Origin of the sequence: Hymenobacter algoricola (assembly GCF_039539525.1) — a bacterium.
Classification (GTDB): Bacteria; Bacteroidota; Bacteroidia; order Cytophagales; family Hymenobacteraceae; genus Hymenobacter; species Hymenobacter algoricola.
In genome coordinates this window covers 1-13288 of sequence record NZ_BAABDH010000013.1, presented here as the reverse complement: position 1 = coordinate 13288, position 13288 = coordinate 1, and the positions used below count along the sequence as shown (strand labels likewise).

Annotated in this window: 11 protein-coding genes; 7 read left to right on the top strand and 4 right to left on the bottom strand. The window is 61.2% G+C overall.

The window, feature by feature from the left end; translation table 11 throughout:
- The first annotated feature begins 139 nt into the window (after positions 1-139).
- The 3 genes from ABD842_RS03130 to ABD842_RS03120 all read left to right on the top strand — a co-directional run bounded on the left by ABD842_RS03130 (position 140) and on the right by ABD842_RS03120 (position 4401).
- On the top strand, positions 140-1357 hold the full coding sequence (locus tag ABD842_RS03130) for a THUMP domain-containing class I SAM-dependent RNA methyltransferase (protein WP_345109937.1): 1218 nt from the start codon (positions 140-142) through the stop codon (positions 1355-1357).
- Between the two features lie 158 nt (positions 1358-1515).
- Complete coding sequence (locus ABD842_RS03125) at positions 1516-3405, top strand: glycoside hydrolase family 13 protein (RefSeq protein WP_345109934.1); 1890 nt, start codon at positions 1516-1518, stop codon at positions 3403-3405.
- 180 nt (positions 3406-3585) lie between these two features.
- Positions 3586-4401 carry a mechanosensitive ion channel family protein gene (locus ABD842_RS03120; protein WP_345109931.1) on the top strand — a complete coding sequence of 272 codons (816 nt, stop codon included), beginning with the start codon at positions 3586-3588 and terminating at the stop codon, positions 4399-4401.
- 84 nt (positions 4402-4485) lie between these two features.
- Here ABD842_RS03120 and ABD842_RS03115 read toward each other — a convergent pair whose 3' ends face one another.
- On the bottom strand, positions 4486-5229 hold the full coding sequence (locus ABD842_RS03115; RefSeq protein ID WP_345109928.1) for a hypothetical protein: 744 nt from the start codon (positions 5227-5229) through the stop codon (positions 4486-4488).
- 280 nt (positions 5230-5509) lie between these two features.
- Here ABD842_RS03115 and recQ point away from each other — a divergent pair, with 280 nt between their 5' ends.
- The 4 genes from recQ (at position 5510) to ABD842_RS03095 (ending at position 10360) form a co-directional block, all read left to right on the top strand.
- Positions 5510-7747 (top strand): DNA helicase RecQ, encoded by a 2238-nt coding sequence (gene recQ / locus ABD842_RS03110; RefSeq protein WP_345109925.1) that lies wholly within the window; start codon positions 5510-5512, stop codon positions 7745-7747.
- A 187-nt stretch (positions 7748-7934) separates the two neighbouring features.
- Positions 7935-8741 (top strand): helix-turn-helix domain-containing protein, encoded by an 807-nt coding sequence (locus ABD842_RS03105; protein ID WP_345109923.1) that lies wholly within the window; start codon positions 7935-7937, stop codon positions 8739-8741.
- Positions 8742-8904: 163 nt separating this feature from the next.
- Positions 8905-9624 (top strand): pirin family protein, encoded by a 720-nt coding sequence (locus ABD842_RS03100; protein ID WP_345109921.1) that lies wholly within the window; start codon positions 8905-8907, stop codon positions 9622-9624.
- 22 nt (positions 9625-9646) lie between these two features.
- Positions 9647-10360, top strand: a complete 714-nt coding sequence (locus ABD842_RS03095) for a GAF domain-containing protein (protein WP_345109916.1) — start codon at positions 9647-9649, stop codon at positions 10358-10360.
- A gap of 44 nt (positions 10361-10404) precedes the next feature.
- On the opposite strand, the gene ABD842_RS03090 is transcribed toward ABD842_RS03095, so the two are convergent.
- The 3 genes from ABD842_RS03090 to ABD842_RS03080 all read right to left on the bottom strand — a co-directional run bounded on the left by ABD842_RS03090 (position 10405) and on the right by ABD842_RS03080 (position 13124).
- Positions 10405-11397, bottom strand: a complete 993-nt coding sequence (locus ABD842_RS03090; protein ID WP_345109914.1) for a Brp/Blh family beta-carotene 15,15'-dioxygenase — start codon at positions 11395-11397, stop codon at positions 10405-10407.
- A 208-nt stretch (positions 11398-11605) separates the two neighbouring features.
- Positions 11606-12373, bottom strand: a complete 768-nt coding sequence (locus tag ABD842_RS03085) for a bacteriorhodopsin (protein ID WP_345109912.1) — start codon at positions 12371-12373, stop codon at positions 11606-11608.
- A gap of 457 nt (positions 12374-12830) precedes the next feature.
- Positions 12831-13124, bottom strand: coding sequence for a hypothetical protein (locus ABD842_RS03080; RefSeq protein ID WP_345109909.1), 294 nt, complete (start codon positions 13122-13124; stop codon positions 12831-12833).
- Between the last annotated feature and the right edge of the window lie 164 nt (positions 13125-13288).

The window sequence follows — 13288 nt, the reverse complement described above, 5'->3', positions numbered from 1 at the left end:
AGTGGGCCTTAAAGATAGGAATTCGTGCGAAGCGTCCGGTTTCCGGACCAGCCGCCGCCAGCTGCGGGTCCGGAAACCGGAAAATCACCGCCGGAAAAAACCGACCTTTGCGCTTCACTCGCTCTTAACGCCCCGCTCCATGTCCGAAAACCGCCGCGACGCCTCCTTTTTTATGACGGCTACCACCCAGTTTGGGCTGGAGGAAGTCTTGGCCCAGGAGCTGCGCGACCTGGGCGCCAAAATCGAGAAGATCGGGCAGCGGGCCGTGGAGTTCACGGGCACCAAGCAGCTGCTCTACGAAGCCAACCTGTGGTGCCGCACCGCCGTGCGCATCCTCAAGCCCTTCGCCCACTTCCAGGCCCCCGACGAGAAAAGCCTCTACCGTGAGGTCGGCCGCCTCGACTGGAGCGAGTACATCGGCGCCGAGCAGACCTTCGCCATCACGGCCGTGGTCAACAAGTCCACGTTCGAGCACTCCCTGTATGTGGCCCAGCTCACCAAGGACGCCATCGTCGACCAGTTCCGCAACCGCACCGGCGTGCGCCCCAGCGTCGACGTGAAGACGCCCGACATCCGCCTGCACCTGCACATGATTGAGAACGAGGTGGTGCTCAGCCTCGACTCCTCGGGCGACTCGCTGCACCGCCGCGGCTACCGCCAGCAGACCAACGCTGCCCCGCTCAACGAGGCCCTGGCCGCGGGTCTGCTGCTGCTGGCCGGCTGGGACGGCAAAAAGGCTCTGATTGACCCCATGTGCGGCTCGGGTACCCTGCTCACCGAGGCGGCCCTCATTGCCCAGCGCATTGCCCCGGGCCTGTACCACCAGGGTAAGTTTGCCTTCGAAAACTGGCCCGACTTCGACCGCGCCCTCTGGGAATCGGTGCGGATGGACGCCCGCAGTGCCCGCCTCGACGAGCCCCAGGCCTACCTGGCCGGCTCCGACCTGTCGGCGGAATTCATCGAGCTGGCCCGCGAGAACGTGGCCGCCGCCGACCTGGAAGACTTCATCCGTTTGGCCGTGCGCGACGTGAAGGACGCCAAAGCCCCCGCCGGCGAAGCGCCCGGCCTGGTGATGATGAACCCGCCCTACGGCGAAAGAATCGGGGACGAAGAGGAAATGGAAGGGCTGTACAAAACCATCGGCGACACGCTCAAAACCAGCTTCCAGGGCTACGACGCCTACATCTTCACCGGCAACCTGCAGGCCGCCAAGCGCGTGGGCCTGAAGGCGTCGCGCCGCATTCCGCTCTTCAACGGCCCGATTGACTGCCGCCTGCTCAAGTATGAGCTGTACCAGGGCACCCGCAAAGCCGCCCGGCCGGAGCAGGAAATGCCCAAGGAAGGTCTGGAAAGCTAGGAAATGCCCTTGCGTGCGACCCGCTGCTGAGGGCAACGCCCGCCGGCGGGCCGAGGTGAAGTCTTGGTTTTTGTTGCGTCATTTATTGCTAGTATTGCAGCGGCGGACGGCTGTCCGGCACCTGAATTCCTGCCTCGAAAATTCCCATTCCTCTTTCCATGAAACAACGCTATTTCAGCCTGCTGCTGGCTTTGTTGCTCCCGCTGCTGGCCGCCGCCCAGCCCGCCCCGGCCATCACCCGCATCAACCCGACCAACTGGTGGGTGGGCATGAAAAATCCCGGCCTGCAGCTGCTCGTGTACGGTCCCCAGGCCGGCACGCTGACGTATACCATCACCTACCCGGGGGTGAAGCTGGTGAAAACCAATACGGTTGAAAACCCCAACTACGCCTTCCTGGACCTGACTATTGCCGCCACCGCCAAGCCCGGCCGGGTGCAGATTATCGGCAAGAAAGGCAGTCAGACCATCACCCAGACCTGGGAGCTGAAGGCCCGCGACAATACCCCCAAAGCCCAGGGCGTCACGGCGGCCGACTTTATCTACCTGGCCATGCCCGACCGGTTTGCCAACGGGGATGCCTCGAACGACAAGTTCGCCGATATGCGCGACCCGAACCTGGACCGCGCCAACCCGTTCTTCCGCCACGGCGGCGACCTGCAGGGCGCCGCCCAGCGCCTGGGCTACCTCAAGGATCTGGGCGTGACGGCCGTCTGGTTTACGCCCCTGATTGAGAACAACCAGCCCCTGACCAACGAGGGCGGCACCATGCGCGCCTCCTACCACGGCTACGGCTTCACCGACCAGTACAACATCGACAAGCGCTTCGGCGGCAACGAGGCCTATAAATCCTACGTGCAGCAGGCCCACGCCGCCGGCCTGAAGGTGGTGCAGGATGCCGTGTACAACCACGTGGGCAACACCCACTGGATTCTGCAGGATCTGCCCATGAAAAGCTGGCTGCACCAGTGGCCCACCTACACCAATACCTCGTACCGCTACCACCCCATTACCGACCCGCACGCGGCCCAGATTGACCGCAAGATCAGCCTCGACGGCTGGTTTGTGCCTTTCCTGCCCGACCTCAACCAGGGCAACTCGTACGTGGCCAACTACCTGATTGAAAACGCCATCTGGGTGGTCGAAAACTTCGGTATCGATGCCTGGCGCATCGACACCTACATGTACAACGACCAGCCCTTTATGAACCGCTGCAACGCGGCCCTGCTGGCCGAGTACCCGCGCCTGCACATCTTCGGCGAGTCGATGGTGAACAACGTGGTCGACCAGGCCTACTACACCCGCAACAACATCAGCTTCCCCTTCAAGTCGAATCAGCCCGGCACCATCGACTTCGTGCTGGAAGATGCCATGCTGGCCGCCCTGCGCGAAACGGGCACCCCGGCCGCCACCGGCTGGGACGGCGGCGCCCAGCACGTGTACCAGACCCTGGCCCAGGATGCCGTGTACCAGGATCCGACCAAGCTGGTGACCCTGCTCGACAACCACGATAAGAATCGGTTTCTCTCTGAAGTCGGCGACGATCTGGACAAGTACAAGATCGGGATGACCTGGCTGCTGACCACCCGCGGCATTCCGTCGATGTACTACGGCACGGAAATCCTGATGAAGAACTTCAAGGACCCGACCGACGCCGAGGTGCGCCGCGACTTTCCCGGCGGCTGGGCCGGTGACAAGGAAGACAAGTTCACCGCCGCCGGCCGCTCGGGCCGCGAAAACGAGGCTTTCGACTTCGTGCGCAAGCTGGCCACCTACCGCCGCGACCATAAGGTGCTGCACGGGGGCAAGCTGATGCAGTACCTGCCCGAAAACGGCCTCTACGCCTACTTCCGCTACGATGCTGCCGCCACGGTGATGGTCGTGACCAACTCCACCGACAAGCCCGCGGCCCTGCCCACGGCCCGGTTTGCCGAGCGCATGAGCGGCTTTGCCAAAGCCCGCAACGTGCTGACCGGCGAAACCCTGGCCAGCCTGGCCACGCTGCAGCTGCCGGCCAAGACGGCCCTGGTGCTGGAGCTGCTGAAATAGGCCGCCGGGGTGCACTGCCCGGCCCGGAATCTGCCGTTGCGGCAGGTTCCGGGTCTTTTTTTGGGGCGTGCGGTGGGATGTCAGAGCCGGGCGCCGGTGGTGCCGCCCGGGCAAACGGAGGATTTTGCCTATACTCAACCGCTGATTCCTTACCCCTCCCCTAAAGCCGACCTTGCTGCCATGAACCAGATTACCACCTACGCCCAGCAGTTCCAGACCTTGCTCGTACTGTATCTGCCCCGCGTGTTTATGGCCTTGCTGGCGCTGGTTATCGGCTGGTGGGTTATCGGGCGGGTCAGCCGGCTCATCACCGTGTCCACCGCCCGGCTCGACGTGTCGCTCCGCTCGTTTCTGACCAGCCTGGTCAACATCGTGCTCAAGGTGCTGCTGCTGATTTCGGTGGCCGGCATGGTGGGCTTCGAGACGACTTCGTTCGTGGCCATCCTGGGCGCGGCGGGCCTGGCCGTGGGCCTGGCCCTGCAGGGTACGCTGGCCAACTTCGCCGGCGGCGTGCTCATCCTCATCTTCAAGCCCTACGTGGTCGGCGACGTGATTGAGAGCCAGGGCAAAACCGGGGAGGTGCGCGAGATTCAGATCTTCAACACTATCCTCGTCAACCCCCAGGGCGACACCATCATCCTGCCCAACGGCGCCACGTCCAACAACGTCATCGTCAACAAAACTGCCCAGAACCGGGCCCTGGTGGAAATTCCGGCCGAAATTGACGGTGCCAACGAACTGGCCGCCGTGCGCGCCTGGGCCGTGCCGCTGATGCTGGCTGACGCCCAGGTGCTGCCCGACCCGGCGCCGGAAGTAGTGGTGACGGCCCTCAAGCCCGGCGGCATGAGCGTGGCTTTCCGGGCCTACACCCGCGCCGGCCAGAGCATACCCGCTTACGGGCGCCTCATCGAGCAGCTCCAGCGGGCCCTGGCCCAGCAGGGCGTGAAAGGCCCCGTGCCGGTGTCGCACACCTATACCCGCGTGCTGCCCGACTAGCCGGTCAGCCAGTGGGGGCTACGAAAACGGCCGGCCCCGGGAAGTTCCGGGGCCGGCCGTTGGGCATTGAGTAAGCCGGAGAGGCTACTGCGCCCCGTGCAGCAGCGGACTATCGGTGCTGCAGGTGGGCGGGCAGGGAGCCGCCATATCGTAGAGCAGGCCCTCGGTCATGTCGGCGCCTTTGCCGTTGACACCGACCAGCACGAAGCATTCCAGATTTCCCTCTTTCAGGCCCTTATACACCCGAATGCCGATGCAGCCGGGCTGCTCGAGCAGCTCCCGGTACACGTGGGAGCTGAAGTAGCCGGCCTGGACACTGCCGGCATGATCAGCCTGGTAGTGCATGGTCATTTCAACGGCCTTGCCCAGCGGAATAAGGGCGCCGGCGGGCAGCACCGGTGCCTGCAGCTTTTCACCCGGCTTGGCCAGCAGAATGCTGCGGTAGCTGTTGGGTGGGCACTTAGAGGCTTCGTCGGCCAGCAGGCCCTCGGTCATGTCGGCCCCCTCGCTGTTCACCCCGACCATCACAAACGTGTTGTTGCCCCCGCTGTCGGTGCCGTGGTAGAGGCGCAGACCCTGGCAGTCGGCCTGGCCAAGCAGCTGGTTGAAGATGCGGGCTTCGGTGAAGGCCGCCCAAATCTCCTGCGGATTCGCCTCCTGAAAGCGGGTAGTCCACTCCACGGCCTGGGCCGAGGAAATAACCTGCCCGGCCGGAGCCGTGGCGCTGGCCCGCACGGACATTTCATTCACGGCCGTTTTCTTTTCTGCGCAGCCCGCCGCGCCCAACACCAGCATTCCTCCCACCATCCAGGTAAAGCCTTTCTTCATTGATTTAACTACTTTAAGTGTGGTTTGAATCGGCAAGCTATATATTCTTGGGGGATAATATAGGCCCTGGTAAGCGGCCGGCCCGGCGGCCACGGGGTGGTTACGGCCGGGTTTGGAAGGGAAAGGGTTCAGGGGAAAAAGTGTAGCTTGTTCTATAGCCCGCGGCCCGGGGACGTGGTACCGGATTCCTGGCTCGCGGGGCACGATTTCAGTCCGCCCGCGGTTGATATACCTTCCGGCCCGCGCCCCAACTCCCGTTTTACCGTCGTATTTTTACCCCATGTTATTTGCTCCCGAAGCCCTCACGCCGACCCTCGAATCGGCCCGGCGCGTCCTGAAACAGTATTACGGCTACGACTCCTTCCGCCCCATGCAGGAGGACATCATCGCCAACATTATGGCCGGCCACGACACGGTGGTGCTCATGCCCACCGGCGGCGGCAAGTCGGTGTGCTTCCAGGTGCCGGCCGTGGTCATGGAAGGCGTGTGCGTGGTCGTGTCGCCGCTGATTGCCCTGATGAAGGACCAGGTGGAGGCGCTCAAGGCCAACGGCATCTCGGCCGAGTACATCAACAGCAGCGTGGGGCAGAGCGAGCAGAACAGCATTGCCGGCGACTGCCTCAACGGCCACCTCAAGCTGCTCTACGTGAGCCCCGAAAAGCTCGTTTCGGCGGGCTTTACGCAGTTTTTGAAGCGCCTGCGCATCAGCATGTTCGCCATCGACGAGGCCCACTGTATCTCGTCCTGGGGTCATGACTTCCGGCCCGAGTACACCCAGCTCAAGCTGCTGCGGGAGCAGTTTCCGCAGGTGCCCATCATTGCCCTCACCGCCACCGCCGACCGCCTCACCCAGCGCGATATCCAGCAGCAGCTGCGCCTGCACGAGCCCCGGGTGTTCCTCTCCAGCTTCGACCGGCCCAATATCAACCTCATCGTGCGTCCGGGCCAGGACCGCGTAGCCGGCATCCTGGAATTTATCGAGCGGCACCCGAATGAGTCGGGCATCATCTACTGCCTCTCGCGCAAGCAGTGCGAAACCCTCACGGCCAAAATTCAGCAGAAGGGCGTGAAGGCCGGCTTCTACCACGCCGGCATGACCTCCAACCAGCGCAGCGCGGTGCAGGAAGGCTTTCTGAAGGACGATTTGCAGGTCATCGTGGCCACCATCGCCTTCGGTATGGGCATCGACAAGAGCAACGTGCGCTGGGTGATGCACTACAACCTGCCCAAGAATATCGAGGGCTACTACCAGGAAATCGGGCGCGGGGGCCGCGACGGGGCCCCGGCTACGGCCGTGCTGTTCTACAGCTTCGCCGACGTGATGAGCCTGCGCGACATGCTCACCAAGGACAACCCCAGCCTCACCCAGCTCAACCTGACCAAGCTGGAGCGCATGCAGCAGTTTGCCGAGGCCGCCAGCTGCCGCCGCAAGATCCTGCTCAACTACTTTGGCGAAACCCTGCCCCAGGACTGCGGCAACTGCGACATCTGCCGCAACCCGCCCACCACGTTTGATGGGACGCTGATTGCCCAGAAGGCGCTGTCGGCGGTGGTCCGGATGCGGGAGCGGGGCAGTATCGGTTTGCTCATCGACGTGCTGCGCGGCATGCGCAACCAGGCCGTACTCAGCGGGGGCTACGACCAGATCAAAACCTACGGGGCTGGCGCCGACCTGCCTTATCTGGACTGGTACAGCTACATCCACCAGATGCTGAATGACGGCCTGCTCTACATTGCCTACGAGGAAGGCTACGCGCTGAAAATTACCGAGCTGGGCAAGCGCGTGCTGCAGGGCCAGCGCCAGCTGCCGATGAAGAAATTCCAGCCCGCCGAAAAAGCCGAGAAGCTGCCCAAAGGCAAGAAGGCGCCCCGCGGCAGCGGCAAAGCCACCGACGCGGGCACCGATCTGTTCGACAAGCTGCGCAGCCTGCGCAAGCGCATTGCCGACGAGCAGAACGTGCCGCCCTACGTGGTGTTCTCCGACGCCACGCTCCAGGAAATGGCGGCTGAGCGGCCCACCTCCCGCGTGGCCATGCTGGCCATTTCGGGCGTGGGCATGAAGAAGTTCGAGAACTACGGCGAGCAGTTCATCCGCGAAATCCTGGCCCAGGGCGGCGCGCCCACCCCCGACGACGCCGCCGAGGCTGACCAGCAGACCAGCCTCGACCCCGAGGATGAGCAGGTGCCGCGCGCCCGCAAAACCCGCGAGGCCGGCGACACCCACGAAAACACCTTCCAGCTCCACCGCCAGGGCCTCACCATCGACGAAATTGCCGAGCGCCGCACGCTGAGCCCCGGCACCATCCGCGCCCACATCGAAACGCTCTACGCCAAGGGCAGCCCGATCCGGCTGGAGGAGTTTCTGAGCCACGAGGAGTACGCCGAAATCATGACGGCCCGGGCGCAGCTCGGCGGAGAGCCCCAGCTGCGCGACCTGTTCGACCACCTGCGCGAGAAGTACGACTACTTCAAGCTCCGCCTTGCCGGGCTGTACCAGAAGCGGCTGGGCGGGAAATAGGAGTGGGTTTTCTGCTGAAGCGAATAATCCGTTTGAATCCTGGTCAGTGGCCGGGAGGCAGCCGGGCAGCCGGAACTTTTTCAGTAAAAAATTAAAGCTAATTGAATTAGTAAACCTGCGGGTTTGTTGCTAATTTCACGAGCCGGTATCCCTTTGATGTCGAAGTCTTTCCCGGCCCTTCTGACCGATGATTAACACGAACCTGAAATTCTGGCGGCGCGAACTGAGCCTGACGCAGGCGCAGATGGCCGAAAAGCTAAGCATAAAACGCTCCCTGGTAGGAGCTTACGAAGAAGGTCGTGCCGAGCCTAAGCTCAGTACCCTGGTCAACATGGCCCGCCTGTTCGGTATCACCCTCGACTCGCTGGTGACGAATGACTTTACTAAGAAGAGCGTGCAAAAGGCCGCCCTACGCCAGATTACGCCCATTGCCTCCGAAGACCCGAACCCGACGCGGCCGGCCGGCAACCTGCGCATCCTGGCCCTCACCGTGGACAAGGAGCAGAACGAGAACATTGAGCTGGTGCCGCTGAAGGCCGCGGCCGGTTACCTCAATGGCTACGCCGACCCCGAGTTTATTGAGGAGCTGCCCAAGTTTCGGCTGCCCATGCTGGGCAGCGGTGGCACCTACCGCGCCTTCGAAATTGCCGGCGACTCGATGCTGCCTATTGCTTCGGGTACCGTCATTGTGGGCCGCTACGTCGACGACTGGCTGACGCTGAAGGACGGCACGCCCTGCGTGGTAGTGAGCAGCAAGGAAGGCATCGTGTTCAAGCGCGTCTTCAACCGGCTCAAGGAAGGGGCCACGCTCTCGCTGCACTCCGACAACCCGGTGTACTCGCCCTACGAAATCGACGTGGAGGACGTGGTGGAAATTTGGGAAGCCAAGTCCTACATCAGCAGCACGTTCCCTATTGCCGACCTCTCGCTTACCCGCCTGGCCAGCATCGTGCTCGACCTGCAGCAGCAGGTCAGCACCATGCGCAAGGTGTAGGACTACTGCCCGCGGGCAAGCTGGATCAGCTGCGTCACTCACAAGGAGGCCAACCCGTTACGGCGGGTTGGCCTTTGTGCTTCCGAGAGAGTTTCTAACTTCACCGGGCCTTGGTGCGTATGCCGTAGGCCATTGCCTTCCATATTTAATTCGACGCCCTGCCATGCTGAAATATATTCCCGCTACCGACCGTCATCATGCTGTCCCCGTTAGCTGGCTGAGTAGCTACTTCCTGTTCTCCTTCGCGGATTATCACGACCCCCAAAACATCCATTTTGGACCGTTACGCGTGTTCAACGATGATAGCATTGCGCCCAACTCCGGCTTTCCCCAGCATCCGCACTCCGAGATGGAAATCGTGACCCTCGTCCTGGACGGGGAGGTAACCCACGAGGATACGATGGGCAACCAGACCACCATTCCGAAGGGCGAAGTGCAACGCATGACGGCCGGTACCGGCCTGGCCCACGGCGAAATGAACCGCACCGACAAGCCTCTGCACATCTACCAGCTGTGGTTTGTGCCCAACCAGAAGGGGCTGGCGCCCAGCTACGAGCAGAAAGACCTGGATTTCCTGGATACCAAAAACGAGCTGGTGCCGCTGGTATCGGGGCAGAAAGTGCTGGAAGATGTAGTATATATGAACTCTAACTCCACCATCTACTGGGCGAACCTGAAGGAGGACAAGGAGATTGAGTTCAAGACCTTCCCCATCCGCAATACCTTTATTTACGTGAAGGAAGGCACAATTTACGTGAACGGTACCGAGCTGGGGCCCAACGACCAGGCCCGCATGACCGATGAGCACGTAGTGCAGATCCGGGCCAGAAAGGACGCGCAACTCATCCTGATTGATCTGCCCGGGACAGAAGCCAACTACTAACTACCGGGCCGCTGCCCATTCCATGACGACCAATTTTCCGGATTCCCTGGTGCCCGCCAACGACGCTGCCCGGCTGCGTACACTGCACCAGTACGACATCGTCAATACGACGTCCGAGCCGATTTTCGACGACTACACGGCCTGGGCCGCGCAGCTGTTCAATACGCCCATCTCCCTGATTTCCCTCGTCGATGACGAGTACGTGTGGTTTAAATCCGTGACCGGCGCCGAGGGTATTCCCGGGCTGCCGCGGGCAGAAAGCATGTGCTCGGCAGCCATTCTGCAGAACGAGCCGGTAGTCACGTCCGACTACAAGCCCGAAAGCTGCACCCTGATCCGGCCCGACGTAGCCCAGGCCATCGGGCTGAAGTTCTACGCCGGGGCGGCGCTGCAAATGCCCGACGGAGCCCGGATCGGTATGCTGGCCGTCATCGGCCGGGAGTTTCGCCTGCTCACGGACCGGGAAGCCGCCGTGCTGGCCCGGCTGGCCGCGCTGGTCAGCCAGACCATTGAGCTGCGGGTGCGCTATCTGCGCGCAGGGCAGCAGGAAGAATGGGAGCGGGCTCAGGCCGAGCTGGCCGACACGCTCGATGAAAACTCTGCCCTGGCCCGCTACCTGAACTCCCGCAACGAGGGCATCGACTACGACGACGACGAAGTAGCCCAGCTCATTGAGCGGCGCCTGGAGGGCCTGACGAAAGTGCTCGAGCGGCGCATGGCGCAGGCGACGGGATAAGCTGCCAGCTTGGGGAGGTGATGGGCTTCGCGCGCTAGCAGGCTTCAGCGCCAGCGGGCAGCATCCATGCCCAGCGTCACAAGCAGAGCGTGCGGTAGCGTGACGACGGACGCAACCACAAGCGCCAAGCTCACGAAAACGGAGCTGGGTGCTGCCTGCGACCAAGCTATACCATAGAGTATGGCCAACCCCGTGGTGCTAACCAGCAGCAGCGGGGCGGAGCGGCGTAAAAAAAAGCCTAATTCAATCCGTAACAAAAGCTGACGGCTATCCGCTGGCCGACCCATAAGCTGATTCATACGCAGTACGTGCTGCAAGCTATGCCAGAAGATAAAGTACACTCCCGCCGAAAATAACGGAGAGAGTACGAGCAGCAGGGCCGTGAGCAACAGCACCTCCAGCATGTCCGTGCGGGCCAAAACGCCGCGTCCTTGCTGGAAATAGCTGGTCCAGAGTACCAGGTGCCCTATTCCTACCAATGCAACCACCACCACTGAAGCCTGCTGAACGGCGCCTGCGCTGATGGGCAGGGCGCCGGCCAACGTCAACAAGCCGTTGATAATAGCACGCGTCTCCTCAGGCCAGTGTCCCAGGGGCACGGCAAACAAAAGCGCGCCGCGCAACAGACTGTGGGCTACCCAGTGGCCGCGATTTGCGAAAAAAACCGAAGCATCAGCCGAACCCCAGTGCCAGGCCGTGAGCCCAAAAAACAGGGCGACGGTAGCCGCCGGCTGCCACCACCACAGCAAACCCACCAGGGCGGCCAGCCCCAGGTAACCAAACAAAAAGCTGGCCCAGTACCGAAATCGGCTTCTGACCAAGGCCGGATGAGTAGCTGGCACCACAAATTGGTCGCAGGCCCCGTGGGCAACCCCTAGCACGAGCAGCCCAATGAGGAGCAGAGGAGCCAGCAGCCAGGGGGCCACGCCGGGGGCCAGCAACTGAACCACTACCGCTGTCAGTACCGCCACGTAGGAGGCCCGGCGCGGCACCGCGGCACTCCACGCAGGCAAGAGGATTGAAGTAGCCGGGGCCATGGTTTTTGGGGGTGATATCTCCGCTCTCATAACCGGTTGTGCAATGTTTGGCGCCAAAATCCTCTCTAATAAGTATTCCCGCCTCCCGCAAAGTGCTTGTGGAAAGCGGGAATAGCTTTTAAGAGCGCCCGAAGGATTCCTCAGAGCACCGGTAGCACCGGGTGGGACGCTTACCACCTGGTGCCGCCGGTGTTCTTGGCCGCCTACGCTACGCCGTGGGCGCTAGCTCACGGACGGCCGCCGCACTTTTACCGGAGGCCGCAATGCCGTAAATTACCAGGCCAAATCCAATTTTGTTGATAGCGTCGGCGATGTTATAGAACAGGTCGACGTTACCCGGCTGCCAGCCTAAGCCGGTGTTCAGCCAGCCGCCCGGCATGCACATGTAGCCGATCGGGTAGATGGCCCAGCCAACGAGGACGAACCACGCCAGCGCCCGGATACCCTTGATGACAATGGCGTCGCCGGTACTGTTGGCCAGCTGCGCTACCTCGCCAAACCAGGCGGTGTAGAGGATATACACGTAGCCCAGCGTGGAGAGCGTACCCCACAGCATAGAGTGCCCGGCGGTACCATCGGCAAAAGCTTCGCCGATATAGCCGGTCACCAACATGAACACGGAGGCAGCAATAAGCTTCCACAACAAGCTGATTTTGGCTCCCGCCGCTTTGGTCAGCAGGTAGAACTCCACGCACATCAGCGGCACGGTAAGCGTCCAGTCGATGTAGCGCAGAGCCGTGGGCGTCTTACCGGTAGCCAGGTAATAGTCGCGCATGTAGTAATAGTGAATGGCGGCAATGCCCGTGATAAGGGCTGATACCAATAGGGAAAGCTTCCACTTGCCCTCTACTGCCCCACGCTCGGCGAAGAAGAAGACCGAGGCCGCCAGCATCGCCATGTACCCGGTGAAAAATGTGAAAGCAATCGGGTCATCAACCCGAATATCGACCAGACCGAACAGTACTGTTGTGAGCATTTTGTTGAATGTTTTAAGGTGAATTGTTAAACAGATACATATATAGTCAAAAATTGTTTTAACAATGCAAGACTTAGTGGAGTAGAGGCTAACTATTTTTCATCCTATCGGCCATGAGGTGCTATATGTGGAATCAGGTAAGCTGTTGCCAAGCCAGGCAAAGTGCTGATAGCGTGATACTATTGGTGAGGCCGCAGCGGATGGCTCACCAATACCTTGTTCTCCGTGCGATTAGGATCAATCCGCATTGCAGAGCAGAGCCTATACCGCGGTCCGCAGCAGGAATCACAAGTAGCCCCGGCCGGGCTGGCCGCTCCTGAACTCCCGCAACCAGGGCCTCAACTACGAGGACGAGGAAGTAGCCCGGCTCATTGAGCGGCGCCTGGCGCAGGTGACGGGACAAGGGTTGCTCCCCATAAAAAAGACCCAACGTAATTGCTGGGCCTTTTTTATGGGCTCAAAAGCCCAGTTCCTTTGCAAGGTCTATAAAGCCTTGTAAGGCCTTTTTCGTTAGGTTTTCTATCATCAGCTGCTGAAGTGAGAACTTGAAATAGCGGTGAGGGTCATTCGGCAGCCAGTCTTCAAATACATACATAGCAAAGTAGAAACAACTGGTATAATCAGCTTGAGCATATTGCGCGTCGATAAAGCTGAAGAGACGACTTCGTAAAGCTTCCTGGTGAATGTATGAAAGGATGAGCTTGCTCAGATCATCGAGAAGGAAGTACGCCTCGTCAACCTCCTGCCACACTCATTCCAACTCTGGAAAAGCCTGATGGACGGCCGCTTGCAAATGCTTTTGACGGTTGTCAGCTAGGGCGTGTTCTCAAGAACGTTCGGCATGGCAAAGTCGTAATAGGCTTATTTTCAAGATGAATGCTGACCGTACGTTGCTCACCGATAATCATTGGGCAC